The 25,406-nt window shown below is 63.5% G+C and carries 25 protein-coding genes and 1 pseudogene; 5 read left to right on the top strand and 21 right to left on the bottom strand.

Features of this window, described 5'->3' with window-relative positions; all coding sequences use genetic code 11:
* Positions 1-18: 18 nt before the first annotated feature.
* From D8W71_RS22520 to D8W71_RS22485, 8 genes are read right to left on the bottom strand one after another with little or no spacing between them, the layout of a single operon-like run.
* The gene (locus D8W71_RS22520; RefSeq protein WP_121116742.1) at positions 19-1,038 is read right to left on the bottom strand and encodes an ABC transporter permease; all 1,020 of its coding nucleotides are present in this window, start codon (positions 1,036-1,038) and stop codon (positions 19-21) included.
* The gene (locus D8W71_RS22515; RefSeq protein ID WP_121116740.1) at positions 1,035-2,603 is read right to left on the bottom strand and encodes a sugar ABC transporter ATP-binding protein; all 1,569 of its coding nucleotides are present in this window, start codon (positions 2,601-2,603) and stop codon (positions 1,035-1,037) included. The genes D8W71_RS22520 and D8W71_RS22515 overlap by 4 nt, the downstream gene beginning before the upstream one ends.
* The gene (locus D8W71_RS22510; RefSeq protein WP_121116738.1) at positions 2,600-3,655 is read right to left on the bottom strand and encodes a zinc-dependent alcohol dehydrogenase; all 1,056 of its coding nucleotides are present in this window, start codon (positions 3,653-3,655) and stop codon (positions 2,600-2,602) included. The genes D8W71_RS22515 and D8W71_RS22510 overlap by 4 nt, the downstream gene beginning before the upstream one ends.
* A complete protein-coding gene (locus tag D8W71_RS22505; RefSeq protein WP_121116736.1) occupies positions 3,649-4,413 on the bottom strand; it encodes an SDR family NAD(P)-dependent oxidoreductase in 765 nt (254 codons plus the stop codon). Before D8W71_RS22505 ends, D8W71_RS22510 begins: the two co-directional genes overlap by 7 nt.
* A complete protein-coding gene (locus D8W71_RS22500) occupies positions 4,410-5,453 on the bottom strand; it encodes an NAD(P)-dependent alcohol dehydrogenase (RefSeq protein WP_121116734.1) in 1,044 nt (347 codons plus the stop codon). Before D8W71_RS22500 ends, D8W71_RS22505 begins: the two co-directional genes overlap by 4 nt.
* Positions 5,450-6,082, bottom strand: a complete 633-nt coding sequence (locus tag D8W71_RS22495) for a hypothetical protein (RefSeq protein ID WP_121116732.1) — start codon at positions 6,080-6,082, stop codon at positions 5,450-5,452. The genes D8W71_RS22500 and D8W71_RS22495 overlap by 4 nt, the downstream gene beginning before the upstream one ends.
* The gene (xylB, locus tag D8W71_RS22490) at positions 6,079-7,563 is read right to left on the bottom strand and encodes a xylulokinase (protein ID WP_121116730.1); all 1,485 of its coding nucleotides are present in this window, start codon (positions 7,561-7,563) and stop codon (positions 6,079-6,081) included. Before xylB ends, D8W71_RS22495 begins: the two co-directional genes overlap by 4 nt.
* Positions 7,560-8,201 (bottom strand): SIS domain-containing protein, encoded by a 642-nt coding sequence (locus D8W71_RS22485; RefSeq protein ID WP_121116728.1) that lies wholly within the window; start codon positions 8,199-8,201, stop codon positions 7,560-7,562. The genes xylB and D8W71_RS22485 overlap by 4 nt, the downstream gene beginning before the upstream one ends.
* Before the next feature lie 129 nt (positions 8,202-8,330).
* Between D8W71_RS22485 and D8W71_RS22480 the strand changes: the two genes are divergently transcribed.
* Complete coding sequence (locus D8W71_RS22480; protein WP_121116726.1) at positions 8,331-9,278, top strand: sugar-binding transcriptional regulator; 948 nt, start codon at positions 8,331-8,333, stop codon at positions 9,276-9,278.
* 70 nt (positions 9,279-9,348) lie between these two features.
* Here the strand turns inward: D8W71_RS22480 and D8W71_RS28095 are convergent, their stop codons facing one another.
* The 3 genes and pseudogenes from D8W71_RS28095 to D8W71_RS22470 form a co-directional block, all read right to left on the bottom strand.
* Positions 9,349-9,600, bottom strand: coding sequence for a DUF3253 domain-containing protein (locus tag D8W71_RS28095; RefSeq protein ID WP_236078118.1), 252 nt, complete (start codon positions 9,598-9,600; stop codon positions 9,349-9,351).
* Between the two features lie 15 nt (positions 9,601-9,615).
* Positions 9,616-9,744, bottom strand: a pseudogene (locus tag D8W71_RS28090) (DUF2256 domain-containing protein); the annotation flags it as partial.
* Between the two features lie 20 nt (positions 9,745-9,764).
* Positions 9,765-10,382 (bottom strand): TetR/AcrR family transcriptional regulator, encoded by a 618-nt coding sequence (locus tag D8W71_RS22470; RefSeq protein WP_201265164.1) that lies wholly within the window; start codon positions 10,380-10,382, stop codon positions 9,765-9,767.
* An 86-nt stretch (positions 10,383-10,468) separates the two neighbouring features.
* On the opposite strand from D8W71_RS22470, the gene D8W71_RS22465 reads away from it, so the two are divergent.
* Positions 10,469-11,821, top strand: a complete 1,353-nt coding sequence (locus tag D8W71_RS22465) for a cytochrome P450 (protein ID WP_121116722.1) — start codon at positions 10,469-10,471, stop codon at positions 11,819-11,821.
* Here D8W71_RS22465 and D8W71_RS22460 read toward each other — a convergent pair.
* The 5 genes from D8W71_RS22460 to D8W71_RS22440 all read right to left on the bottom strand — a co-directional run bounded on the left by D8W71_RS22460 (position 11,814) and on the right by D8W71_RS22440 (position 18,953).
* The gene (locus D8W71_RS22460; RefSeq protein WP_121116720.1) at positions 11,814-12,677 is read right to left on the bottom strand and encodes an alpha/beta fold hydrolase; all 864 of its coding nucleotides are present in this window, start codon (positions 12,675-12,677) and stop codon (positions 11,814-11,816) included. The genes D8W71_RS22465 and D8W71_RS22460 overlap by 8 nt on opposite strands.
* 126 nt (positions 12,678-12,803) lie before the next feature.
* Positions 12,804-13,100 (bottom strand): antibiotic biosynthesis monooxygenase family protein, encoded by a 297-nt coding sequence (locus tag D8W71_RS22455; RefSeq protein ID WP_121116718.1) that lies wholly within the window; start codon positions 13,098-13,100, stop codon positions 12,804-12,806.
* An 83-nt stretch (positions 13,101-13,183) separates the two neighbouring features.
* Positions 13,184-15,592, bottom strand: coding sequence for an ATP-dependent Clp protease ATP-binding subunit (locus D8W71_RS22450; protein ID WP_121116716.1), 2,409 nt, complete (start codon positions 15,590-15,592; stop codon positions 13,184-13,186).
* 193 nt (positions 15,593-15,785) lie between these two features.
* On the bottom strand, positions 15,786-16,658 hold the full coding sequence (locus D8W71_RS22445) for an SCO6745 family protein (protein WP_121116714.1): 873 nt from the start codon (positions 16,656-16,658) through the stop codon (positions 15,786-15,788).
* Positions 16,659-16,685: 27 nt separating this feature from the next.
* On the bottom strand, positions 16,686-18,953 hold the full coding sequence (locus D8W71_RS22440) for an ATP-binding cassette domain-containing protein (protein WP_121116712.1): 2,268 nt from the start codon (positions 18,951-18,953) through the stop codon (positions 16,686-16,688).
* A 137-nt stretch (positions 18,954-19,090) separates the two neighbouring features.
* On the opposite strand from D8W71_RS22440, the gene D8W71_RS22435 reads away from it, so the two are divergent.
* Positions 19,091-19,612, top strand: coding sequence for a DUF2231 domain-containing protein (locus D8W71_RS22435; RefSeq protein WP_236077569.1), 522 nt, complete (start codon positions 19,091-19,093; stop codon positions 19,610-19,612).
* A gap of 2 nt (positions 19,613-19,614) precedes the next feature.
* Here the strand turns inward: D8W71_RS22435 and D8W71_RS22430 are convergent, their stop codons facing one another.
* Complete coding sequence (locus D8W71_RS22430; protein WP_121116708.1) at positions 19,615-20,484, bottom strand: TIGR03619 family F420-dependent LLM class oxidoreductase; 870 nt, start codon at positions 20,482-20,484, stop codon at positions 19,615-19,617.
* 212 nt (positions 20,485-20,696) lie between these two features.
* On the opposite strand from D8W71_RS22430, the gene D8W71_RS22425 reads away from it, so the two are divergent.
* Positions 20,697-21,290 (top strand): TetR/AcrR family transcriptional regulator, encoded by a 594-nt coding sequence (locus D8W71_RS22425; protein WP_121116706.1) that lies wholly within the window; start codon positions 20,697-20,699, stop codon positions 21,288-21,290.
* A gap of 1 nt (position 21,291) precedes the next feature.
* Here D8W71_RS22425 and D8W71_RS22420 read toward each other — a convergent pair whose 3' ends face one another.
* The 4 genes from D8W71_RS22420 to D8W71_RS22405 all read right to left on the bottom strand — a co-directional run bounded on the left by D8W71_RS22420 (position 21,292) and on the right by D8W71_RS22405 (position 24,916).
* A complete protein-coding gene (locus D8W71_RS22420) occupies positions 21,292-21,978 on the bottom strand; it encodes a TerD family protein (RefSeq protein ID WP_121116704.1) in 687 nt (228 codons plus the stop codon).
* A gap of 75 nt (positions 21,979-22,053) precedes the next feature.
* On the bottom strand, positions 22,054-22,719 hold the full coding sequence (locus D8W71_RS22415; RefSeq protein ID WP_121116702.1) for a response regulator: 666 nt from the start codon (positions 22,717-22,719) through the stop codon (positions 22,054-22,056).
* The gene (locus D8W71_RS22410) at positions 22,713-23,588 is read right to left on the bottom strand and encodes a sensor histidine kinase (protein ID WP_161965499.1); all 876 of its coding nucleotides are present in this window, start codon (positions 23,586-23,588) and stop codon (positions 22,713-22,715) included. The genes D8W71_RS22415 and D8W71_RS22410 overlap by 7 nt, the downstream gene beginning before the upstream one ends.
* Before the next feature lie 398 nt (positions 23,589-23,986).
* On the bottom strand, positions 23,987-24,916 hold the full coding sequence (locus D8W71_RS22405; protein ID WP_153275427.1) for a UbiA family prenyltransferase: 930 nt from the start codon (positions 24,914-24,916) through the stop codon (positions 23,987-23,989).
* A gap of 223 nt (positions 24,917-25,139) precedes the next feature.
* On the opposite strand from D8W71_RS22405, the gene D8W71_RS22400 reads away from it, so the two are divergent.
* Positions 25,140-25,322: a hypothetical protein gene (locus D8W71_RS22400; RefSeq protein ID WP_153275426.1), complete on the top strand. Its 183-nt coding sequence runs from the start codon at positions 25,140-25,142 to the stop codon at positions 25,320-25,322.
* The last annotated feature ends 84 nt before the right edge of the window (positions 25,323-25,406 follow it).

The following is a 25,406-nucleotide window of genomic DNA, read 5'->3' as shown; positions in this document are numbered from 1 at the left end:
TCGAGGGGTTCGGGGCGATCAGACTCTTCGTTTGGACGACCACACGTCGACCGACACTGCGGCGACGATCAGTACTCCCTTGATGACGTCCTGCCAGTAGGCAGGAACAACGAGCAGATCCAAACCGTTGTTGAGAGTCTGAATCATGAACAGGCCGAGGGCGGTACCCCAGATGGTGCCGCGCCCACCCATCAGGCTCGCGCCGCCGATGACAACTGCGGCGATGGCGTCGAGTTCGTATCCCTGACCCAAATTGGGTGGGCCGGAGATCACGCGCGAGGCCAACATGACGCCGGACAGGCCCGCAAGCAGACCGGACAAGGCGTACACGCTGAACAGCACATTCTTGGCATTGATTCCGGCGATCTCGGCTGCAGTTCGGTTTCCGCCGACGGCATAGACGCGCATGCCGTACGCGGTCCGTTTCATCACCACGGCTAGCACGATGATGCCGATGATCATCACGAGAACTGGAATCTGCAGACCGAGAATCTTGGTGTTGGCGATCTCGCCGAACTCTGCGGGCAGTCCGTTGATCGGCGCGCCACCACCGATCACATACGCGAATCCTGAACCGGCTGTGAGCATACCGAGTGTTGCGATGAACGGTGGCACATTTATGCGAGAGACCAGAAATCCGTTGATGCACCCCGCCGCAAGGCCCACGGCCATGGCGACGAGCACCGTCATCCAGATCTGACCGGGGTTCGCTTTGGCGACGGCAGCCGACGCCATGGCGGACACGGCGATGACACTGCCGACCGAGAGGTCGATCCCGCCGGTGAGAATGACCAGGGTCTGTCCGAGTGCGATGAGGGCGAACGGTGCAGCGGCCACGAGGATCGTCTGCAGGTTGTCCACAGTGCCGAATCGCGCACTGCGGTAGGAGAAATACATGATCACCAACAGCATCACGATGACCATGGAATAACGCAGCGCCAGGGCGCCGGCCCAGGCACTCGAGAACCTGCGTACAGGTTCTCCGGTGGTGGCCGAAACGGACGTTTTCGAGTCCGGGTCAGCGACGGGTGTTGTCACTGTTGTGCCTCCTGGGGTGACGACCGCTTGTCGGTCGTGACGGTGCTGCTCGGAGCAGTCGGGTTTCTCGTATCGAGTGCGGTGGCCAGACGGAACACCGAGTCCTGAACTTCCGGGTGATCGAGCGCATCGCGGTCGAGTTCACCGACGAAGGCGCCCTCACGCATGACGAACGCTCGGTGCGAGAGTCCCACGATCTCGGGCATGTCCGAAGATGCCATGACGACGGCCATTCCGCGGCTTGCAAATTCGGTGATGATGCGATAGATCTCGGAGCGGGCTCCGACATCGACGCCACGAGTGGGTTCGTCGAGAAGCAACACATTGACCGTACCCGTCAACCACCGGGCCAGTACTACCTTCTGCTGATTTCCCCCGGACAAAGTGCCCACGCTCTGGCTCAGTCCGCGGCTACGCAACCGAACGGAATCCATTGCACCGCTCACTTCGGAGGCGCGAGATTTGTTTCGGAGCCAGCCCGCGACGCTGAACTTCGAGAGCCTCGGCAGAGAACCGTTGTCCAGCACACTCATCGACAGCACCACGCCGTTGACCTTCCGGTCCTCGGGCACCATGGCCATGCCTGCGGTGATCGCCGCAGCAGGCTTGCCTTTGGGTACCGTTCGGCCGTCGACCTTGATCGTTCCGGACGTCACGGTTCGCATTCCGAACAGAGCTTCGAGAAGCTCGGTCCGGCCCGCTCCGACAAGTCCTGCGAGGCCGACGATTTCACCACGTCGAACCGTCAAGTTCACCGGCTCGGAAGCTCCTGCCACGTGGAGGTTCTCGACTTCGAGAACGACGTCCCCGGTCTCCTTGCCCACCACCGGGAACAGGTTCTCCAGTTCGCGGCCGATCATCGCGGTGACGATGTCGTCGTCGGTGATGTCGGTGAGCTTCTCGTCGGTGATCAACTTTCCGTCGCGCAACACGACGACGCGGTCGGCGATCGCGCGGATCTCGGCCATCTTGTGGGTGGTGTAGACCATGGCGACACCGCGGTCTCGCAGCTGCTGCATGACCTTGTACAGGCCTTCGACCTCGCGCTCGGAGATCGCCGAGGTCGGTTCGTCGAGCATGACGACCTGGGCACCGGTGCGCGCGGCTTTCACGATTTCGATGATCTGCCTCAGTCCGACGGGCAGGCTGCCCATTCGTGCCGAGGGGGAGATGGAGACGTCGAAGACACTGAGTGCTTCGGCTGCGTCCTTGATCATCGCCCGGCGATCGAGAAAGATTCCACGACGCTTCTCGCGACCGACGAACATGTTCTCGTAGACGGTCATGTCGTCGATCGAGGCGAGTTCTTGGGGAACGATCGCCACACCGTGGCGGACAGCGTCACCCGAATCTCCGGACGAGAGCGTGTGTTCCCCGATGGTGACCGTGCCCGTGTCGGCGCGGAGCTGGCCGGTTGCGATCTTCATCAGAGTCGACTTGCCGGCCCCGTTCTCACCGGCCAGCGCAGTTACGGTGCCCGGTTCCAGTTCGAGCGAGATTCCCTTGAGGACGGGAACTCCTCCGAAACTCTTGGTGAGGTCGCGACATTCGAGTAGCGCGGTCATGACGGGTCGCCCACTGTAATCAGCACCTTCACGTGTTCGGGATCGGTCGAGGCTGTGAACGCTTCGGCCGACTGTTCCAGAGGAAATACACCGGTGACGAACTCGTCGATCGGGACTGCACCTTCGGTGAGCATGTCGATTGCTTCCTGCACGTCTTCGCGGACGTACATGAGGCAACCCGCAACTACAATTTCGCGGTCCTGAATGAGATCGAGCGGCACTTCAGTCGCACCTGCGGCCACACCGACGATCATCACCGCACCGCCCTTGTCGACGATGTCGATTGCCTGCGCGACCGAAGATTTGCGGGCAACGCAGTCGATGACGACATCTGCTGGTCCGCCCAACACCTCTATGGCCGACCTAGCGGCGTCTTCGGAGGTGGGATCGAAGCTGCCTATTGCCCCCAGCCTCTCCGCCCGTGCGCGCTTGGAGTCGAGCAGGTCGGCGACGACCACGGTGGCACCTGCGCGGCGTGCGGCAAGAAGGACGAAAAGCCCGATGGGTCCTGCGCCCAGGACTGCGACGCGCTTTCCATCCAGACCACCGACGAGCTTCGCTGCCCGTCTGACGGCGTGAACCGGCGTCGCCAGGGGTTCGATGAGCGCAGCATGCCGGTCGTCGAGGCCGTCGTCGAGCGGAATGACCCGGTCCTCGGCGATGACGAACGCGTCGGTCAGGCCACCGGGCGTCTGGCAACCGAACACCGCGAGTTCGGCACAGATGTTGTAGCGACCAGCCAGACACTGAGTGCATTTGCCACACGCCAGGTTCGGTTCGACGACGACGCGCCTGCCCACGAGGGACTGATCCGTTCCCGGTCCGGCCGCATCGACGACGCCGACAACCTCGTGGCCCGGCCGAAACGGTAGGTCGATGAACGGGTGGCGGCCGTGTGCGGCATGGATGTCGGACCCGCAGATGCCGACGACGGTGCTACGCACGCGGACCTCCCCGGTGCCTGCCGTGGGCGTCGGGACCGTCTCGACGCTGACTCCGTCGATTCCCTCGACGAGGATCCGACGCACGGTCGACTCCTCGGTGATCACCATGCTGTGTAGCCTCCGTCCGCCACGAGGACCGATCCGGTGATGAAACTCGCTGCGTCGCTTGCGAGGAAGACGACGCTCGGCGCGATCTCCTCGGGCATGGCGTAACGCTGCATGGGCGCGTCGTCGATCCAGTACCGCTTGAGGTCGGGGCGGTCGACTGGCGCCATCTCTGTCTTGCAGTAGCCGGGAGCAACGGCGTTGACGCGGATTCCCAGCGGACCCCACTCGGCTGCAAGCGATTTCGTGAGGTGATGCACGGCTGCTTTCGACGCGTTGTACGCGGGTTGCATCTGGGGGCGATTGACGATGATGCCCGACATCGAACCGATGTTGACGATCGAACCCTTGCCTCGTTCCCGCATATGGGCGCCGACGGCAATGCTGCACTCCCACAGTGCCTTGACGTTCAGGTCGAACACGTTGTCCCACTCGCTCTCGGTGACGTCCCAGGAGTCGTTGTGGTAGCAGGTCCCCGCATTGTTGACGAGTATGTCGAGGTGGCCGAGCTTCTCGATGGCCTCGGCCGTCATCGCTTCGATGTCGGAGTGCTTGGTGATATCCGCTGTGATGGCGACGAATTCGTAGCCCTCGGCTGCTGCCTCGGCGACGACCTTGGCGTTGCGTTCGGCACTGCGGCCGGCGATGGCGACGTGCGCTCCCGCTGCGGCGAGACCGAAGGCGAACGCACGGCCGAGTCCCTGATTTCCGCCGGTGACGATCGCTGTTCGTCCGGTCAGGTCGAAGGGATTGTTGCTCATGAAGGCACCACTATCGATTTGAGGCTGGCAGGGTCGGTGTCACTGTCGAGCGCGTCGGCGACGTGCTCGAGGTCGTAGCGTCCGGTGACGAGTCGGTCCAGGTCGATCAATCCCGAGGACACGAGATGGATTGCAGCCGGCCAGGTGTCGGTGTAGCGAAACACGCCGGTGACGGTGATTTCCAAGTTCTGGATATGGCTGATGGGTAGTGGGTAGTTGTCGGCGCCCATGCCGACCAGCACGACACGGCCGGCGGGGCCGACGGCACGAATACCGCTTTGCACTGCGGGGACCGCTCCACTCGCGTCGACGAACGCGTCGACCTGCGGGTTCAGTGCTGCAACGTCCTGGCTCATCGGGTCGATCACTTCGGTTGCACCGAATGTCAGCGCGCGCTCACGTCTGGATTCGACGGGGTCGGAGACGACGATGCGCCCGGCGCCGAAGGCACGAGCGGCTTGAGCGGTGATGATGCCGATCGGGCCGGCTCCGGCGATCAGGATCGACGAACCGGGGACGATGCCCGCCTTACGCATCGTGGTGACTGCAACAGACAGTGGTTCGAGTAGCGCTGCAGCTTCGTCGGACACCGAATCCGGGACCGAGTGGGCGAACGCGGTGTCGATGGTGACGTAGCGGCAGAACGCACCGTCCACGGGAGGCGTCGCGTAGAACTTCATGTCGGGGCACAGGTTGTACCGTCCTGCCATGCACTGGGTGCAGCGACGGCATGGATGCTGTGGTTCGACGGCGACGCGCTGGCCGACGCGGCTCGGATCGACGCCGTGACCGACAGCGACGATGCGTCCGGACAATTCGTGTCCGAGAATCATCGGGTCGTCGACCACGAAGTCGCCGATGCGCCCTTCGCGGTAGTAGTGGACGTCCGATCCGCAGACGCCGACTGCGGCCACCTCGATCAAGACTTCGTGCTGCGCCGGTGTCGGGACCGGTCGGTCCTCGATCTCGAGCGTGCGCACGCCGGTCATCACGCTCGCGCGCATCGACGATGCGGGAGGTGTTGGAGTGGCGGTGGTCATGATTGTCCTTCCGACAGAGAATGTTCGGTGATCGGTAGTTCGGTGATCAGGGCACGGCCGACGACCATCGTCGACGCGCCTGCGGAGCGGCAGCGGGGGACAAGTTCGGGAGTGACACCGCCGTCGACGGCAACGACCGACCGAGCGGAGAACCGTTCCACCAGGGCGAGTCGCTTCGGATCTGCAGCCCCGGACGTTCCCGGTTTCAGGAGCATGACGAGGATTCCGTGGTATCCGTCCACATCCGCGTCGGTCGGCGCAGTGTCGTCGAACTCGTCCCACACGGCTCCCCAGGTTCGTGTACCGCGTTCGACGTGAATCCCTATGGGTAGATAGAGGTCCCCGCAGGCGGGGATATTCGGCAGCAGCGCCTGCACGCCGACGGCCGAGCCGATGAGGTGAATGCCGAGCATGTCCCTCGGTACCGCGGCGGCAAGTTCGGCGAGTTCGTCGTCGTCGATTCCGGTCGGGAGCCCTTCGCCTGGGGCCATGACGTCGACGTGTACGGAGATGTCGGCGCCGACAAGGGCGCGTGCGGCGTCGATCCGGCGGCCAGGCGACGACGCATACACGCTGCCGGCAAGATGCGCTTCCAGCCCCGAGTGCCAGGGGGCGAGCGTGACGCTCATGCTGTGCCTCTTCTGTCGAGGCTGTCCACCGCTGCTGCCTCGGCCCACTGGCGTCGAACCGCCTCGAGGTCACGTCCGGTGTCCCGAGGTTCCACCGTGGTACGCGCGGGGGGTGCCCACCGGGAAGAAAGCTCGACCATGGCGGACGAATCCATCTGTGCGGCAACGGCGGCAGCTTGGACGCACGCGCCGCGAGCGGTTGCCTCATCGGCGTCGGGGACCGTCACGGTGTGGCCGGAAAGGTCGGCCAGAAGCTGTAGCGTGGCGCGCGAACGGGCACCGCCGCCGACCACGGTCATCGGTCCGTCGCACCGGATCCCGAAGGAGCGCAGTGCATCCCGACCCGCCAGCAGCGACAGCAGTGGACCTTCGAGGAACGCTCGGGCCATCTCCTCGCGTGTGGTCGCCGACGTCAGGTCCGACAGCAGTCCACGTGCGTACGGACGATTCGGCGTGCGCTCACCGTCCAGGAACGGAACCAACGTCGGTCCCACGGTCGGACCGGCCGACAGCGCGAGCTCTGCCAATCCAGCGTGGTCGGTGCCGAGGATTCTTGCCGCTGTGTCACCGACGCGTGCGGCGTTGAGCGTGCAGATGAGCGGCATGTATCCGCCGGTGGTGTCGGAAACGCCGTTGACGATGCCTGCTTCGTCGAACACCGGGGAACGTGTCGAGGTGGCGAAAACACCCGAAGTTCCGAGTCCGACGTATTGATCGCCGTCGCTCAAACCGAGACCGAGGTACGCGGCGTGCTGGTCTCCTGCGCCTGCCCCCACGAGTACGGGTCCGGTGATGCCGAGTTCCGTGGCAGCGCGTTCGGTCAGGTATCCGGCTGGTTCCGAGCCGCCGAGAACGGACGGCAACATAGGTAGCCAGTCGCGTGGACCCGCTGCGGCTTCGAGGAACTCGGGGAGCCAGGTATCGGTCGTCGCGTCGAAGTACCCGGTGCCCGAGGCATCCGAACGGTCGGTGACCGCGCGGCCGGTGAGCCGGAACGTCAGGTAGTCGTGCGGAAGAAGGATGCGGCGGGTCGCGTCCAGCACCGATGGTTCGTTCTCGGCAACCCAGGCCAACTTTGCAATGGTGAACGCCGCGGTGGGGAGTGAACCGATGCGGCGCACCCATTCCGGGCCGCCGATGGTGTCCACCAACTTCGCGAGTTGGTCGGCTCCGGTCGTGTCGTTCCACAGTTTTGCGGGCCGGAGCGGTTCGTCGTTCTCGCCGAGCAGGACCAACCCGTGGCACTGCGCGGCGACGGCCATGGCGGCGACCTGCACGTCGCCGAGGGTGCCGAGGGCGGTGCGGACCGCGATGACCAATGCGTCCCACCACGAGCTGGGCTCTTGCTCACTGCACGGAGGGAACGCCGGGGTGTGTGGGGCTGACCCGGACGCCAACAGCGCTCCGGAGTCGGCGTCGCGGACCTCTGCCTTGCACGACTGGGTCGAGGAGTCGATTCCGACGACTACGCGCCGGCTCATAGTCCGACCACCGGTGCGTTGGTCGAGTTCAGGACGTCATCGCGTGTTCCGACGCCTCCCGCGGGATGGGATTCGACGACATCGTGCAAGGTGTGGCCGTTCAACGCCATCGCAACGACGCTGAGGGCGTCGCCCCATGCACCGACTGCGAGGGTGCTGGCAAGCGCGATCATGTTGCCGGGGTCGGCGTCGGGTGCCGTCGCGGGAAGCTCGGCAATATCGGTTGCAGCCCTACCGAGTGCGGAGTTAGCGGCCTCGGTGACGGCCACCACGCGTACACCTCGTGAGACGAGCCGGGTCACGAGATCAGTCAGCTCGGCGGATCGACCCGTCTTGGACAGAGCTAGGACGAGATCGTCGGTTCCGATGGCGCCCATCCCGCCGTGGAGCGCGTCCATCGCCGGCAGATACAGCGCAGGCGTTCCGCACACCGCCAGTAGGTGTGCCAAACGCTCGGCCATGATCCCGCTGGTACCGGACCCGGTGGTGATGACTTTGCCGCTGGTCTCCACGAGTGCGTGTGCGATGCGGACCACGCTCGATTCCACGGCACCAGCCAGCGATTCGACGCCTGCTGCCTCGCGCACCAGGACGGTGCGTGCGAGACGGCGCAGATCCGCGTCGTCGAGCGTGCTCATATGTTGCGCCTCACTGCTCTCATGTTCATGTGACAGGGATCATGCATATATGCGTGCTCGTTTGTCAATGGGCTTGCTCATGTGAGCGAATGTGCCACGATATGCTCGTCGGTGGAGGAAGGTGGGGGGATGTCTCAGGAGCAGGTACTACGCAGGGTTGGGCCCGAGGAGTTGATCCAGCGTGGCCTCATCGCCCGTAGGTACTACGTCGACAATCGAACCCGGGTACAGATTGCGGAGGAGTTCGGACTGTCGCGGTTCAAGGTCGCCAGAATCCTCGAAGAAGCCGTTGCGTCGGGCATGGTCGAGATCACCGTCCATGCACCGGAGTCCATCGACATCGAGCTTTCTCATGCGTTGAAGAAGACCTTCGGATTGCGCATGGCTTTCGCGGTGCGGACCGCCAGCGACGATCAGCAGGTCCTGTGGGATGCGGTGGGACGTGTCACTGCCGACCTCGTCGGCGAGATCGTCAACCCTACCGATGTGCTCGGAATCGACTGCGGCCGAACGTTATCGAGCATGACGACGCATCTGAACACCATCGCCGCGTGTGACGTGGTGCAGCTGACCGGAATGGCGGGCTCGGTCGGCGCCACGTCCGCCGAATTGGTTCGGCGAATCACTGCGCTCGGCGGCGGTCGAGCGTGGTCGATCTACGCGCCTCTCATTGTCTCCGACTCGCAGACGTGTGCGGCGCTGCGAAGCAGCCGAGGAATTCAGGAGACGTTCAGCCACCATGCATCGGTAACGAAAGCGGTTGTCTCCATTGGTGCATGGAGCCCGGGGTTGTCTCAGGTCTACGATTTGCTGACCCCTGCCGAGGCTGACGAATGGAGTGCCCGAGGCGTGGTCGCCGAGTCGTGTGGCCTTCTGCTCGACCGCGACGGTAGGCGAATCGACGGTCTCGACGATCGTCGAATGGGGGTTGCGGAGCAGACGCTTCGAGGGATCGACACCGTCATTGCCATCGTTGCGGGGCAAGCGAAAAGGGAAGCGGTGCTGGCAGTTCTGCAGTCGGGCCTTGTTTCGTCGCTGGTCGTGGACGCAACAACGGCGGCGGGGTTGATTGCGTAGACGCCCAGGCCCAGTGGCGCGGTTAAGTGCGCCAGGCGGCACTTAACTGTGCCACTGGGGGAGCTGCGTGCTAGCGCGTCCAGCGGATCCGGATCGGTCCCTTCGCAGTCGACGGATCCACGACCGAACCTTTCTGCGTGATCTCCACTTCCCCGGCGTCGACCAAACGTCGTGCGGCTTTTCGTACCGGCTCCATCAGATCTCGCCACTCGGTCTCGGACATCGCGCGGGCAACGTCCGACGGGCAGATGGTGGAATCTCTGGAGCGGGCGTCGAGTAGCTCGCGAATCTTGTCCTCGAGCTGCTTGTCCGACGCGGTCACCTTGTGCCGCCTGCAGGCATCACTGCAGTACTTGACGTCATTCCAGTTCTTCTCCCACTTCTTGCGCCACTCGATGCGCCGCCCGCAGGACGCGCACGTCTTCTCCGGCGGCGTCGACTGCTTCGAGCGATGAGCATGGGCCACTTGCTCGACTGTAGCTTTTCTCAGCGGTGGCCGGTGGAGACGAATTGGTGCGTCGCTGCGTCGACGATCTGCTCAGGCGTCACGTCGATCTCGTCGTTCAACCAGGCGATGACCAGTTCGGCGAGGCCGCCGATGAACAGCAGGCCGTTGATCTCCGACTGTTGCTGCGGCCATGCCCGATCGCCGTACAGATCACGAGCCTGCTCGGCGACGAGGTGCGCGAAGTCTCGCATGGACTCTCGGCGATGCGTGCGCAGTGAATCGACCGCCAACGATTCGATCATTGCGACACGACCTTTGCGCCGATCTTCGGTGAGGACCGAGACGAAGGCTGCGATGGCCTGTCGAACCTGCTGCTCGACGGTGTCCGCGGGGGAGTGTAGGGCGGCGAGGGCTGCGGACTTGATCTCCTCCGACACGGCGTCGACCACGCTCCTCAGTAGATCGTCTCTGCTGGTGAAGCTTTCGTAGAAGTAGCGCTCGGTCAGCTTCGCCTGTGCGCAGATCGCGGTCATGGTCGCGCCAGCCGCCCCGGTGGTCGAGAAGACGTCCAATCCGGCTTCGAGCAATCGCGCGCGACGGTCGGCCGCGCGGTCGTCGGCGCTCATGCCCGCGTAGCGACGCGTCGTGGGAGTCATGGGTCGATCTTGACAGATCGAACGGGTGTGACGCAGACTACAGTCAAATCTGACATGGCATCCTGTCAGATAACGGAAGGTGTCCGATGTCGAAGCTCTTGGCTGCTCCACCCGCCGATTCCAACCTCGACGCGGTGTCGGGGGATGGAGGTCTTCCCCTTGTCGGCCACACGCTCGAGTACATTCGCGACCCGCTGGCTCTGTTCAGAAGCCGCTGGGACAAATACGGCGACGTGTCCTGGCTGACCATGGCCGGGCAGCGTTGGATCACTGTCCTCGGACCCGACGCCTGCCAGCAAGTTCTGCAGAACAAGGACAAAGCGTTCGTCAACAGCGACGGATGGTCGTTGCTGATCGGGCCGTTCTTCCACGGCGGCCTGATGCTGCTCGACTCGGACGAGCACATGCGGCACCGCAGAATCATGCAGCAGGCGTTCACTCGGGGGCGTCTCGAGAAGTCGGTCGAATCGTTGAACCCCGTGGTGTCCAGCGGGCTCGACGAGTGGGCGGGGAAGGACGGCTTCACGGTCTATCCCGCGCTGAAATCACTCACCCTCGATGTAGCGACCAGCATCTTCATGGGCGGCGCCGAAGGAAGCGACGACGACGAGATCGCGCTGGTGAACGCCAGTTTCGTCGCGTGTGTACAGGCAGCGACCTCGATCGTTCGCTATCGACTTCCGGGAACCCGATGGAAGCGTGGGCTCGACGGCAGAAAAGTGCTCGACGAGTTCTTCCGGCGGTACCTACCGGCCAGACGCGCGACCGAGACCGACGACCTGTTTTCGGTGTTGTGCCACATCGAATCCGACACCGGTCAACGCTTCACGGACGACGAAGTCGTCGACCACATGATCTTCCTACTCATGGCAGCGCACGACACGTCGACCATCACACTGTCGACGATGATGCAGTATCTAGGGCAACATCCGCAGTGGCAGGACAAGTGCCGGGCCGAGTCGGTGGCACTGGGCACCGAGGCGCCGACGCTGGCGCAGCTCGACGATCTCGAAAGCATCGATCTGGTGATGAAGGAATGCCTGCGGCTCGTGTCGCCGACGCCCGTCGTCGCCCGGCGCGCGGTGAAAGACACCGAGGTGCAAGGGAAATTCGTCCCTGCAGGAACATATGCGTCAGTCGCTCCGCACTTCACGCACCACATGTCGCAGTACTGGCCGGACCCCGAGAAGTTCGACCCCGAGCGGTTCTCATCCGAGCGGCACGAAGACAAGGTGCACCGGTACGCCTGGGAGCCGTTCGGCGGCGGCGTCCACAAATGCATCGGAATGTTCTTCGCGGGTGCCGAGATCAAGACGATCATGCACCATCTGCTGTTGCGGTTCGACTGGAGCGTCGACCCTGATTACGTTGCGCCACTGAACTTCACGTCACTGCCCTTCCCGGAGGATGGGCAGCCCGTGAATCTCCGGCTCAGGTGAGGTGGCTCGTCACCCACCCGATGATATCGGCGGTGACTTCGTGTCGGTTGGTCTCGTTGAGGATTTCGTGGCGGGCGCCCTCGTAGATCTTCACCGTCACGTCGCTGAGTCCGGCTTCGCGGTACCGGGCACCGAGCTGCTCGACCAATTGACCGCCGCCCGCCAGCGGGTCGTCGGATCCAGAGGTGATCAGCAGCGGAAGGTCCGAACGAATCTCCCCGAGCTTGTGCGGATCCGCCAGCTTGTATGCTTCGGTGAACAGCGCAGGAACCGTCGACTCCGGCAGATCGAAACCGCACAGCTCGTCGGCGACATAGGCGTCGACCTCGGATTCGTCGCGCGAGAGCCATTCGTAACCGGTGCGATGTTCGGACGCGCTGTTGAACACACTGAGGTCACCGGCGGGGGCGTCGGCCATGCCGGCAGCGAGGACATCGAGGGTGGTCGATCCGGACAGCACCACACCTTCGTACAGATCTGAACGCTCGATCAGAACATGTTGCGCCGCAAACGAGCCCATCGAGTGGGCGAACAGAAACAACGGGAGATCCGGGTAGTCGTTCAGAAGCTGTTCGCCGAGCTGCTCGATGTCCGCCCACAAGGCTGCGAACCCGATCGAACCGAAATCTCCGGGGGTCTCGGTGATCGTCGCGCCGTGACCGCGGTGATCGGATGCGACCACATGGAAGCCGGCGTCGTTCAGAGCTGTCGCGAACCGGGCGTATCGGCTTCCGTGCTCGGCAAGCCCGTGAGCGATCTGTACGACGCCTACTGCCGGATCGACCGAGGTGGGCCAGGTGTAGGTGCTGACTTCGAGTTGGTCCTGCTTCGAGATGTACGACGCTGCCGTTGCCACGGGTGGATCTCCTTCGACGTTGAGTTGTCCCCTTCATCATCGCTTGAAAGGTCCTTTCATACGTTTGGTTCGTATGAATGGACCATCCAAGCGGTGCCTTGGATGCTCTGCTCAACCAGGACGTGGTCAGGCCACCAGGATGGGAGCGAAATGTTCGACGACTGGGAACGGGTCGTAGAAGTGATGCAGCAGTGCTTTCCACTCCAAGTATTCGCTCGACCCGCGGAAGCCCTCGGTATGCGCTTCCAGTGTGTCCCACTCGACGAGTAGGAGATACACCGCCTGACGCTCGATTCCGCGTGAGAGCCGCAGGTTCACGAATCCTGGCATAGCCGAGATGATGGACTTCGCCGCTGCGAACGCGGCTTCGAACTCGTCGGTTCTCTCAGATGCGACGTGCAACAACGCGTGTTCGAGGATCATCGGCTCAGTATGCGGCGCGGCTGCTCGTATATGCGTAGTCGGCGTGGAAAACCGACTACGCCTATACGAGTGGCGAAGTCACACTATGCGACGTTCAACGCCAATTCGTCGTCCGTGACGTCCACCGAGACGCTGCCGCCCTCGGTGAGAACGTCGTCGAGCAGCAGGTCGGCGATTTTGTCGTCCAGTGCGCGCTGAATCGATCGACGCAACGGCCGCGCGCCGAACTCCGGCTGGTGCCCGTTCTGCGCCAGCCAGTCCACGGCCGAGTCGCTGAAGGTGATCTCGATACCTTTGGCCGACAGGCGTTCCCGACTCTCGGCGAGCATCAGATCCGTGATGCGATGCAGCTGCTCGGTGTCGAGTTTGCGGAACACCACGATCTCGTCGATGCGGTTGAGGAACTCAGGACGCATCTTCTCCCTCAACCTTCCCATCACCCGGTCACGCATCGGCTTCTCGTCCAGTACGCCGGTGTTGAAACCGGTGCCGCCGGACTTGCTCGAGATGATGTCGGAGCCGAGATTGCTCGTCATGATCACCACGGTGTTGCGGAAGTTGACCGTGCGGCCCTGACCGTCGGTCAAGCGACCGTCGTCGAGCACCTGCAGAAGCGTGTCGAAGACGTCCGGGTGAGCCTTCTCGATCTCGTCGAGCAGGATCACCGAGTACGGGTTGCGTCGAACCTGCTCGGTGAGCTGGCCCGCCTCGCCGTACCCGACGTATCCGGGAGGTGCACCGACGAGCCGGCTGACGGTGTGGCGTTCGCCGAACTCACTCATGTCGAGACGAAGCATCTTCTTTTCCTCGCCGAAAAGTGATGCAGCCAAGGCTTTTGCGAGCTCTGTCTTACCGACACCCGTCGGTCCGAGGAACAGGAAGCTACCGACGGGACGGTCCGGGTCGTTCATGCCGGTCCGGCTGCGACGCACCGCCCGAGCGATGGCCTTGACTGCTTCGTCCTGTCCGACGACGCGACGGTGCAGTTCCGATTCCAAAAGGCGCAGGCGTTGCTTCTCCTCCTGAGTCATCTGGCTGGCCGGGATCCCGGTGGATCGCGAGACGATGTCGGCGATGTCCGCGGCGGACACCTCGGGAGCGTCGTCGTCCGACTTCCCGTTCAGCCGATTCTGCAGTGTCGCGACGTCGTCGCGGAGCTGCGACGCCTTCTCGTAGTCCTCGTGCTCGATGGCGGTCGCCTTCTCCGCTTCCAACGACTCGATCTGCTTCTCGACGGCGGCAACATCGATGTTCGGACGGGCGAGTTGCTTGCGCGCACCGGCTTGATCGATGAGGTCGATCGCCTTGTCCGGCAGGAACCGGTCGCCGATGTAGCGATCGGACAGCTCGACGGCGGCCGAGATCGCCTCGTCCGCGTATGTGACGCCGTGGTGCTCCTCATACCGGCTGCGCAGCCCGGTGAGAATGGCCTTGGCGTCGTCGATGCTCGGTTCGGGCACCGTCACAGGCTGGAACCGACGCTCGAGCGCGGGATCCTTCTCGATGTTCGTCCGGTACTCGTCGAGAGTGGTGGCACCGACGATGTGCAGTTCACCGCGAGCGAGTTTGGGCTTGAGGATGTTTCCGGCATCCATGGCACCTTCGGCGCCGCCGCCGGCACCAGCGATGGTGTGCACTTCGTCGATGAACACGATGAGCTGATCCTTGTGGGCGACGATTTCGTCGATCACCGTCGTCAGCCGCTCCTCGAAGTCGCCGCGGTAGCGGGTACCGGCGACCATCGACGACATGTCGAGCTGAACGATCCGTTTGCCTGCGAGGCGATCCGGTACGTCGCCGTCGACGATGCGTTGCGCGAGTCCTTCGACAACGGCCGTCTTGCCTACCCCGGCCTCGCCGACCAGAACGGGGTTGTTCTTGGTTCGGCGCGAAAGGATCTCGATGGTCTGTGCGATCTCGTCCGACCGCCCGATGACGGGGTCGATGCCACCCTCGCGGGCACGCTGGGTCAGGTCGACGCCGTACTTGTCGAGTGTCGGTGTTTCGGAGTTGGACTCGGGTTCCACCGAACCGCCCTTCAGCGCAGTCTGCAGACCGTCGGCGGTGATGCCTTCGGATGCAAGTAGCCGCCCGACGATGTGGTCTTGATCGGCCGCGAACGCGACGAAGAGGTGTTCGGGATCGATGTACGTCGAGCCCAGCGACTGGGCGATGTGGTGAGCTTCGAGAATTGCGGTCTTCAACGTGCTGCTGAGTGCGGTCGCGTTGACCTGTGACTCGCCACGCGACTGTGGGAGCCTCAGCTCCACGGCATCGACGACGGCGGGGGACGGGGCACCTGCGCGTTGCATCAGGCTTTTGGTGGGGTCGGTCTGCGCCATGATGTGCAGAACGTGCAGTGCGTCGAGTTCGGCATCTCCGCGACCTGCGGCGAACGTAGCCGCGTCACCGATGAGCGATTGGGTCGACCTGCTCATCAGGCGGCTGATATCGATGCGACGAGGGCCCTCGGGTCCCAGGTAAGCCGGCATTCGTTCCTCCTACTACAAGGGTTGAGCGTGTTCGACTCAAGTAACGTGCTCGAGACGATATCAATTCCCGCCGACAGAAAATTGCCTACCCCGCGCTTCGAAGAACCCCGAATCCTGCGACTGCCTTTAAACGCACGATGCCCCGCAGACAGCTCGTGGCGTCTGCGGGGCATCGGTGAGAATCGACCGAAAGCTACTTCTTTTTCGTGCCGGGCAGGATCCCGGCGTCGATGATCGCCTTCGAATAGGGGCGGACGCTGAGCACGATGTCCTCTGCGTCGGGCACATCGCGCCAGATGGACGCCGCCAACGCGTCGGTGCGTGCTTCGATGTGGGCGTCGAGGTCGACGCCGTGCTCGGTGAGTGCCTCACCCTTGTCCTGGCGTTCGACGAGCCCGCGCGCGATCAGTCGATCGGCCGCTGCGTCCCATTCTTCGTCCGACCATCCCCTGGTGATCTGCGTGATTCGTTTGCCGAGGACGCGGCGCGACTTCGGGTCGGGGTGGATCGCCTCGTGGAAGACGACGGCCTCTGTCGGGTCGAGTTGGGCGTCGACCAAGGCGGCGAGGTGGCCGTCGCCTCGCCACTCGCGGATGACTGCAATCGAGTGCCACAAGGCAAGGTGCGGGCTGTCCGGCCTGTCCGAGGCGTGCCACGCTGCCGACAAGGTGCGACCGGCGAACACGGCGGTGTCACCGATGTCTCGCAGCCGATTGCCTACCTCGACCAACTTCGGCTCGGAGGCCAGAGAACCGAGCGCGTCTCCCAGAACACGATCGAGAATCGACCACCGCACCTCCGCGATCTTGCCGAGTCCGGCCTCAACGGCCTGTGGCCACACCCGCTCGACCAGCGCGGGATTGAAGTTGTAGAACGCTGCCGCCACGACACTCGCCGGGGTCGGGCCTAGCGGTTCCGCGCGGGACCCTGCATACCAAGCGTGGCCGTCGAGTCCGGTCTCCTCACCCGCCGACTTCAGCAGGGGATTGAAGTAGGCCGTGATGTGAAACGGCTCGAAGGCCGTGTACGCGGTGCGGGCAATGGCGTTGGAGGTGTCGCTGCTCATGATCGTCGAACCTACCCGCAGGTGACGCTAGCGACCCAGGCTCTTGGCCAGATAGACACCTGTGTGCGTGTCCCTGCTCACCAGATCTTCGACGGTTCCGGTGAACACGACCTCTCCGCCGGTGTGGCCGCCATCGGGACCGAGGTCGATCACCCAGTCGGCCGCAGCTACGACATCGAGGTTGTGCTCGATCACGATGACGCTTCTACCTTCGTCGACCATTCCGGACAGCAGCGCGATGAGATTCGAGACGTCCGACGGGTGTAGACCGGTGGTCGGCTCGTCGAGAACCAGGACCGGCGACGAACCCACCAACTCGGTAGCCAGCTTCAGACGTTGACGCTCACCACCCGAGAGAGACGAAAGGTTCTGTCCGAGAGAGAGATAGCCGAGTCCGACGTCGGAGCAGCGATGCAGGATGTCGCGGATCTTCTTGACCTCGAAAAAGTCTTGCGCGTCCTCGACAGACATCTCGAACACGTCGGCAATACTGACGCCGTCGACGGTGTGCCGGATAGCCCCAGGCCGAAACCGTCTGCCCTGGCATGTTTCGCAGGTACTGGATACAGGATCGGTGAAGCCCAGATCGGTGAAAATTATACCGCTGCCCTGGCAATCGGAGCAGGCACCGTCGGAATTCGGGGAGAACAACGACGCCGGTTGGCCTGTCTTTTTAGCGAAGTAGGCTCGGATCGGATCCAGCAGGCCGGAATAGGTTGCAGGGGAGGAGCGCCGAGACCCACGGATCGGTGCCTGATCGATGATCACCGCGTCGGGCGCTACCGAGCGCAGATGACCGTGAATCAGGCTGGATTTGCCCGAGCCCGCGACTCCTGTCACGGCCGTGAGGACACCGAGTGGGATGTCGGCGCTGACGTTGCGCAGGTTGTGGGTGTTCGCGCCGGCGATATGCAGGAAGCCCACGGGTGTTCGGGGTGTCCGCAGCGCCGCATTGTTGCGTCGTAAAGCCTTCCCGGTACGCGTTTCCGCCTCCAGCAGCTCCGAGTAGGTTCCCTCGAACATCACCGTTCCGCCTGCTTTGCCAGCACCGGGCCCGATCTCGACGATGCGGTCGGCGATAGCCATCACCTCCGGATCGTGCTCGACGACGAGAACGGTATTTCCTTTGTCGCGCAACGCAAGCAGCATCTCGTTGAGGCGGTGCACGTCGCGCGGATGTAGTCCGGTGGTGGGTTCGTCGAACACGTAGAGCATGTCGTTGAGCGTCGCGCCGAGGTGGCGGACCATCTTGATGCGTTGTGACTCGCCGCCGGACAGGGAGGCGGTTGCTCGGTCCAGTGAGAGGTATCCGAGACCCAGATCGACGAGTCGGCGCAGCTGCAGCACGATTTCGTCGCGAAGAGTATTCAGATCTCGCAGTTGCCAGCTGCTGATGCGCTCTGCCAGATCCGATACCTGCATCGCGAACGAGTCGGGCAGTGAGAGACCCTCGATTCGTGCGCCGCGAACGGTGTCGTTGTAGCGGGAACCCTCGCAGGCTTCGCACCGGCCGCGGGTGACGATGCGATCGAATGCGATCTTGGCTTTGCCTTTCAGGGCGTCGGCATCCTTGGACAGATAGCTCCGCCTGAAACGAGAGATGATGCCCTCGTAGCTCTTCATGATGGCGTCGGTGTTGACCACCTCGATTTCGCCCGGCTTGGCGTCGAAGAAGATGTGTCGCTCGCGGGCCGAGTACTGCTCGACCGGCACGTCGAGGTCGAACAGTCCCGAGTCTGCGAACACCCGATACGGCCACTTGCCCGGTTCGAAGTCGGGGTGTTTGAACGGTCCCTCCCGCAACGACTTCGACTCGTCGACCAGTTCGCTCATGTCGATCACCTTGGCCTCGCCGAGGCCCTCGCACTCGGGGCACATTCCGGCAGGGTCGTTGAACGAGAAGGCGTTGGAGTACCCGATCGACGGAGTGACCGCGCGTGACCAGAGCATGCGCAACCAGTCGCCGATGTCGGTGATGGTGCCGACCGTCGAACGCGGTCCACCGAACAAGCGCTTCTGATCGACGATGATCACAGCAGACAGGTTGGCGATGAGATCGGCGTCGGGGCGCCCGTACGACGGGAGGAACGTCTGCGCGAACGCCGTGAACGTGGAGTTGATCTGGCGCTGGGCTTCGGCGGCAATGGTGTCGAATACGAGCGAGGACTTACCGGATCCGGATACGCCCGCGAAGACGATGAGTCGGCGCTTGGGTAGATCGAGATCTACATCGTGCAGGTTGTTCTCGCGTGCACCTCGAACGACGATCGTGTTCAACGCTTCGGCAGTGGTCATGTAAGGGCAGTCACCTTTCGAACGGGGTCGTGTGGCAACTTACCGTACGCTGTACGTTTCTGCTTGTTGGTAAGGCAATCCAATCGTTTGCCGCAGTGTTATGGGGGTAGCCGGGGAGCATGAGCCTTCCCGGTGTAATGAACAGTCTCGAAGACGCGTCGTTCCTCGACAAGGAAAGCGACGCTATCAACGGTGTCCTCAAACCCGCGCTGGACAACTCGCTGGTCGGAGGATTGTTGCGTGGGTCTTTCGTCGGCCACCCAATTCATCCAGCCCTGGTCAACGTGACGGTCGGTGCGTGGACGAGTGCGGTTGTCCTCGATATGGCCGGGTCGGAGTCGAAAGCCGCCCAGCGGTTGATCGGCCTCGGACTACTCTCGGCGCCCGCCACCATCGCCACCGGATGGGGCGACTGGTCCACCCGCGGCACGCGCGCACGCCGTGTCGGCATCATTCACGCAGGTGCGAACGCTACAGGTGTATTTCTGTTTCTCGGCTCGTTCCTGCGCCGACGGAACCGAACCGATGGTGTCGCGAAAGGCCTCGCGCTGGCCGGCCTCACGGCGGCCGGCCTGGGCGGTGTCATCGGCGGGCACCTCGCCTACAGCGTCACCGAAGAGCCGTCCGAGCAGTCTGGGATCCCGGCAACGTCGGCGTGAATTCACATCCCGAACGTCTTCGCGGCTAGCTCCGCCAGTTCTAGGTCGTGCTCCGTCGATCGCCGCAGACGCGGATCGCCGGGGTCGGTGTCGAGCACTATCTCTTCGACTCCGAGTTCGGTGAGAAAGTCCACGTCGGAACGGATCTGGTCGATGGTTCCGTAGCCAAGGGGGCGGTTCGGTGACGTGACCTGCGTGTCCACCGGCAAGAAGTACATCCGCGGGACGAACTGCTTTCCAGCACTCAGGTACCTGGTTCCAGAAACGGACAGTTCTCGTGACGGGTGCAGGGGATGCCATGCAGTGCCGAATCGGTTCGTGCGGTCGAGTGCGGCGCGTCCGTTGCCGCCGATCCACACCGGAGGGTGAGGGTCCTGAACGGGACGTGGACCGTTGTGCACCAGGCGTGCGGCGCCATCGGATCCGGGCATGTGCAGAGTATCGGACGTCCACGCAGCCAGGAGAGTCTCCAGCGCGTCATCCGTCAGCGCGCCGCGCCGCTGAAAAGGGACCCCGAGAATGTCGAATGCTTGTCTCGCCCAACCGACGCCGACGCCGACGATCAAGCGTCCTCCGCTCAGTCTGTCGATTGTTGCCGTGGCGTGGGCCAGATGTGCAGGATGGCGGTGGCTCCCGATCAGGACCCCGCTGCCGAGCCGAATTGTCGTCGTCGATGCGGCAAGCCACGACAGCGTCGCGAGGCATTCGTAGAACGGAGCGGGCGAGCGGCCGTGTGCGTCGTCGGTCAACACGACGTGATCGGACAGCAGGATTGCGTCGAATCCGACGTCCTCGGCGGTGCGCGCCCACGCGAGGATGCCGTCGGGATCGATGTCGGGGCCGAAGTTGGGGAGGTTCAATCCGTACTTCATGGGATCAGCAGTACCTTTCCTCGGACGCCGCCAGCTGCGATGAGTGCATGTGCGTGAGCCGCTTCGTCGAAGCCGAACGTGGGCCTCCCGTTGCGTCGATCACGATGGCTTTCATGTCCAGTCCTCTCCTCGGTCCGCCGAAGCCTACGGCATTCGCATATCGATCGCTACAGGAGTAATGTGCGGAAGCGGCGCGACAAGAGGAGTTACGGATGGCAGGCGTACGCGGGCAAGGTCGAAAGTTCGACGTCGACTCCGCTCTGGAGAATGCGATGTTCGCTTTTTGGGAGCACGGCTACGAAGCGACCTCTGTATCCATGCTGACCTCGGCGATGGGGATCAATCCGCCGAGTCTCTACAGCGCGTTCGGCGGGAAAGAGGGACTGTTCTTCGCCACCGTCGAACGCTACAACGCCACCCGGGGCGACTTCATGGCCCGCGCCTTCGCAGAGGAGGAGAAGGCCGCGGCGCTGGTGCGGCGGATCCTGTTCGGTGCCGCCGAGCACTATTCCGACGAGTCGTGCCCTGGAGGGTGTCTCGTGATCAGTGCCGCGGTGACGGTGTCCGATGCGAACAAGCACGTAGCAGAGAGGCTGCGAGACATGCGCAATGCCAACATCGCGCTTCTGTCCGAGCGAATCGCTGCGGATAGAACTGCGCGTGACGACGGTTCGCCCTCGGAGCAGGCGGAATTCGTCGGCGCGGTCATTCAGGGTATGTCGCAGCGCGCACGGGACGGCGCTGATCGGGTCCAGCTCGAGCGCGTCGCGAAGAGGGCCCTCGGTGCGCTCGAGCTGACGTCCTGACCTATTTGCGCCCCGCGGCCCACTTCATGCCCCAGCCGTACTTCTTGTCCAGGTCCGACTGGCTGCCCTGGATGTACTCGACCTGACGGGTGACGGTGACGCCTTGTTTTCCGCTCTCCAGCAAAGCAATTGCGCAGATGCGAGCGGAGTTGTTGTCCGAGTCGAGCTTCACTTCCACCTGCGGGCCGGACGTCGGGAACAGCGTTACGACACCGTCGACGGCAGCCCAGTTGGGTGCACCGTCGTAGATCATCGCGAAAATGAGTATGCGCTTGAACAATTCGGGTTTACCGAGGTCGATGTGCATGTTCTCGCCGCCACTGACGGTGCCGGAGCGGTCGTCGCCGTCGAGTGCGATGTACGGCGCGCGGTCGAGCGCACCGAAGCTGTTGCCGAGGGCCTGTATGACGCCCTTCGAACCGTCGGCGAGTTCGTACAGGCACCCCAGGTCGAGGTCGACGCCTCCGGTTCCGTACGACGCTGCCGCAAGCTTGGCGAGGAACCCTTTCTTCTTCGGCGCGGGCGCGGCGGCACCGGTCGACCAGTTCAGGTTGACGCGCATGGCGCCTTGCTTTTCACCGGCTTTCGTCAGGCTGACAGACGGCGCTGCCTTGGACAGCGTGACCTTGCTCAGACTCACCACAGGTGCTGCTGGGGTCGACGGCTTGCGGGTGTAGTCGATTGCCATGCGAAGCCTTGTCGTTCGATTGTCCAGATTGTTCCGTTCAGCGTACCTGTGTGGCTTTACCCATACAGGCTGGTGTCACCAATCTTTGGCGAGGTCGTACGCCGAGGCTTTTCGGATGCAGTCGACACGGGAGACGGCTCCCAACTTCGCGAAGATGTTGGTCAGGTGCCGTTTGACCGTGGACTCGGTGATACCGAGTTCTCGTCCGATCTGTTGATTCGATCTGGCCTGAGCAACCAGTCCGAGAACCTCGATCTCGCGCGGTGACAGTGGATGCTCCGGTTCGGGGGACTCCGCGAGCGCAACCCCGATCGATTCGCGCGACGTCGACAACAGGATGTTACCCGGGCTCTGCTGGACGGAATGCAGTCCGGCGATCAGCTGATCGCGGGCGACAGTCTTGGCGAGAAACGCAGACGCGCCTGCGTCGAGCAGGTCGCGCAGCATCTCCGAGTCCTGATGCATCGAGAGGATGACGATCGCAACCGAAGGTGCCCGATCGCGGATCGCGGTCACGACGGCTCGCGCGCCAGGTCCCGGCATCTCGATGTCGAGCACGGCAATGTCGGGAATCAGGTCGGCGACGACCTCGATGGCACTCGCACCGTCAGGGCACTGAGCCACGACCTCGAACGCAGGATCGGTTTCGATCAAGGCGGCGAGTCCGTCACGAAAGAGCGTGTGATCGTCGGCCAGCACGACGCGTGCCGGGCGTAGGCCGGTCTGCTCCTGCGTCACCATTGTCTGCGTCCCGAGCCGTCGTGAAGCGGAAGCAGTAATTCGACGGTGGTGCCGGCCCCAGGGTCTGCCGTGATGGTGGCGCGCCCGCCGAGAAGGGTCGCACGCTCCCGAATCGATGCGAGGCCTCCGACCGTCTTGATCGCCGTCACCGCCCCCACGTCGAAACCGCAGCCGTCGTCTCGGACGACGGCCCGAAACCGATCGTCCTCGGTGACGAGTTGGACCGTCACCGATGTCGGCTTCGCATGGATGACGGCGTTGCGTACAGCCTCTCGCAGCAAGATGTAGACCTCTTGCTTGACCTCGTCGAGGAGGTTCGGCGCACCTCCCGATACGGTCACCGCTGTGCTGGTTCCCTCGGGCACCGTGGTGTCCAGGTACGACGCCAGTGCCTCGCTCAGGCCCTGTTCGCTCACTCGGACCCACAGATCCGCCGAAACCTGCCTCGTGCTGTCGAAACTGGCCTTGATCGACGCGCGTGCGGTGGCCAGATGGTTCTCGGCACGGCCCGGATCGCGTGAACGATAGTGGTCGAAAAGGTCCAGCTGTTGCAGGGCTGCGCCCATTCCATGGGCGATGCGGTCGTGTAGGTCGCGAGCGATGCGACTGCGCTCGTCCTGCTGCGACGACAGCAGCTTGGTCAACAGAAGATTGACGTAGGGAATCGACCCGACCGCCAGCCTGCCCTGGATTTCACGCTCGAGTGCGATACCCAGTTCGACCTGGGTTCTGGAGCCGTCGGCAGTGTCCACAGCCTCGACCAGGATGGGGAACAGCGCCTCGAACATCAGCGATGCCGCGTGGAGCGATTGGGTCGGGTGGACGCCCGAGCGCGCACGTTGTTCTCCGAGGTCTGTGCTGGGATCCATTGGTGGCCCTATGGGCGCGCCGCTCGCCGGTGCCAGAAACGACGTCGCTACCGTTCGCACGACAGCATCGGCCTGGTGAACAAGTTGTTCTTGCATCGCAGGATCTGTCAGGGCCGGGCTTGCCGAGCGATCGAGAAGGACCGTATAGGCCGCTGTCGCACGCTCGATCAGTCGATTGGAATCGACGTTCACCTGTGTTCTGCCCCCACCCTCGGATACCTGCTGTCGATCTCTCGTCGTGGTACGCGAGGCTCCACGCCGAGCGATCCTGGTCGCGCCATGCTAGCCGCAAATACAGACCGGTAGGTGTCCAAGAAGCGAAAAGAGCCCCGTCAGCGTGCCGAGCGGGGTGTAGAAGTTAACCGACTGTTGGGTTCGAGTTCACCGTGCGGGGATCGTCACACCGAAATGCAGATCGCCGCAACGTGCGTGCCGTACTGGGTGAGCATGAACGTGCGATAGGCGGTGCGCGGGTTGCGCGACGACAACCCCGGGACGAGGGCGCACCGAACGAACGCGCACGCACCGACCACGAGCATCAGAGCAGGCACGATCAGCTCGGGCGCTTCGGTCAGCACGCCGATGGAGAAGCCGATCGAGACAACCATCGCGGCGGCGGCTGCGACGTGGAGCGATCCACGTTCGCTCCACATCGCCAGCGTGCGTCGACCCATCCTGCGATCACCCTCGACGTCCGAGACGTCTTTCGAAATTCCCCCGACACCCATCCATGCGGACAAGGCGGTCGCGAACAGCACACCGGCCGCCGAGAAGGTGAGGTCTGCAGCCGCGACGGCCGCCGAGTAGGTCAGCAGGCCGCCTCCGATCACGGACACCTGCACGCCCCAGACGCTGCGTTTGAGTGGTGCCGGGCCGGCGGAATAGAGATACCCGAGAATCAGCATGGTGGCTGCGGCAACGAACGTGAGCTCGTCGCCCACCAGGCACAGGCTCAGCCCGGTGGAGGATAGAACGACGACGAGCACGCGGGCGGTGTCGACGCCGAGGGCTCCGGAGGCGATGGGTCGCGTTCCACCGTTGAGGCGATCCCCCGCGCGGTCGGTGATCCCGTTGAGGAGGTAGATGGACCACGTGACGCACAGCCAGCCGGCGCAGCAGATCGCGACGCCGACAAGGTCCGGCACGGCCCGCGGGTCGAGCGACGCCACTGCGACCACTGCAAGGATGCGCAGCTGGAAGATGATCTGAACCGACGGTCGTGCCTCGGCCCACGCGAGTCCGATGGCTGTCCGTACCAACAGGGTGCCGCGGCGGGGTACCTCTGTCTCGTCGTCGATCGAGCGGACAACCCCGTGTGTGGTGACCATGATTCGATCGTTGCTGCCCGACGGTCGTACGTCTATGGCGCGAGGGTCGTATGCCACTACAACTTTGGTCGTAGTGGGCGTTGCACCTTGGCCGCATTCTCATTGGCAACGCTCGGTTTCGTCTCTAACTTTTGAAGTGCAACACCGCAATCGACGGAATCGGAACCTCGGCGGCCTTACAGCATGCCGCTGAACCGCAACAGATCATGAAGGTGGAATGCTCGTGAACACGGACTACGTGTGGTTGGCACTCGGATGGATGGCGTTCATCGCGATCATCGTGGTGGTCGTCGTCGTGGCACTGGTTGTGCTCGTACGCGGTCGCAGCAACGGCGACCGAGCACCGCACGCGCACAGTCCCGAATCCCGTCCTGCGTCTCCCGCGGAGGGTGAGACCAAGGCCTGACCCGCCTCGACACCGAAGAAGCCGTCCGAAGACAACGCGCGTCACGCTCGTGCGGCGATGACGCCTGCCCACAGGGGAGTACCG

Origin of the sequence: Rhodococcus sp. P1Y, from assembly GCF_003641205.1 — a bacterium.
GTDB lineage: Bacteria > Actinomycetota > Actinomycetes > Mycobacteriales > Mycobacteriaceae > Rhodococcoides.
Note: the sequence above shows the minus strand (reverse complement) of the source record. Positions and strands in the feature narration are given on the sequence as shown.

Bases quoted from the DNA above. Each gene is read 5' to 3' on its own strand.
- D8W71_RS22515 (WP_121116740.1), bottom strand. From the start codon at position 2,603: ATGACCGCGCTACTCGAATGTCGCGACCTCACCAAGAGTTTCGGAGGA.
- D8W71_RS22510 (WP_121116738.1), bottom strand. From the start codon at position 3,655: ATGGTGATCACCGAGGAGTCGACCGTGCGTCGGATCCTCGTCGAGGGA.
- D8W71_RS22505 (WP_121116736.1), bottom strand. From the start codon at position 4,413: ATGAGCAACAATCCCTTCGACCTGACCGGACGAACAGCGATCGTCACC.
- D8W71_RS22500 (WP_121116734.1), bottom strand. From the start codon at position 5,453: ATGACCACCGCCACTCCAACACCTCCCGCATCGTCGATGCGCGCGAGC.
- D8W71_RS22495 (WP_121116732.1), bottom strand. From the start codon at position 6,082: ATGAGCGTCACGCTCGCCCCCTGGCACTCGGGGCTGGAAGCGCATCTT.
- xylB (WP_121116730.1), bottom strand. From the start codon at position 7,563: ATGAGCCGGCGCGTAGTCGTCGGAATCGACTCCTCGACCCAGTCGTGC.
- D8W71_RS22485 (WP_121116728.1), bottom strand. From the start codon at position 8,201: ATGAGCACGCTCGACGACGCGGATCTGCGCCGTCTCGCACGCACCGTC.
- D8W71_RS22480 (WP_121116726.1), top strand. From the start codon at position 8,331: ATGTCTCAGGAGCAGGTACTACGCAGGGTTGGGCCCGAGGAGTTGATC.
- D8W71_RS22470 (WP_201265164.1), bottom strand. From the start codon at position 10,382: ATGACTCCCACGACGCGTCGCTACGCGGGCATGAGCGCCGACGACCGC.
- D8W71_RS22465 (WP_121116722.1), top strand. From the start codon at position 10,469: ATGTCGAAGCTCTTGGCTGCTCCACCCGCCGATTCCAACCTCGACGCG.
- D8W71_RS22455 (WP_121116718.1), bottom strand. From the start codon at position 13,100: ATGATCCTCGAACACGCGTTGTTGCACGTCGCATCTGAGAGAACCGAC.
- D8W71_RS22450 (WP_121116716.1), bottom strand. From the start codon at position 15,592: ATGCCGGCTTACCTGGGACCCGAGGGCCCTCGTCGCATCGATATCAGC.
- D8W71_RS22445 (WP_121116714.1), bottom strand. From the start codon at position 16,658: ATGAGCAGCGACACCTCCAACGCCATTGCCCGCACCGCGTACACGGCC.
- D8W71_RS22440 (WP_121116712.1), bottom strand. From the start codon at position 18,953: ATGACCACTGCCGAAGCGTTGAACACGATCGTCGTTCGAGGTGCACGC.
- D8W71_RS22435 (WP_236077569.1), top strand. From the start codon at position 19,091: ATGAACAGTCTCGAAGACGCGTCGTTCCTCGACAAGGAAAGCGACGCT.
- D8W71_RS22430 (WP_121116708.1), bottom strand. From the start codon at position 20,484: ATGAAGTACGGATTGAACCTCCCCAACTTCGGCCCCGACATCGATCCC.
- D8W71_RS22425 (WP_121116706.1), top strand. From the start codon at position 20,697: ATGGCAGGCGTACGCGGGCAAGGTCGAAAGTTCGACGTCGACTCCGCT.
- D8W71_RS22420 (WP_121116704.1), bottom strand. From the start codon at position 21,978: ATGGCAATCGACTACACCCGCAAGCCGTCGACCCCAGCAGCACCTGTG.
- D8W71_RS22415 (WP_121116702.1), bottom strand. From the start codon at position 22,719: ATGGTGACGCAGGAGCAGACCGGCCTACGCCCGGCACGCGTCGTGCTG.
- D8W71_RS22410 (WP_161965499.1), bottom strand. From the start codon at position 23,588: ATGGATCCCAGCACAGACCTCGGAGAACAACGTGCGCGCTCGGGCGTC.
- D8W71_RS22405 (WP_153275427.1), bottom strand. From the start codon at position 24,916: ATGGTCACCACACACGGGGTTGTCCGCTCGATCGACGACGAGACAGAG.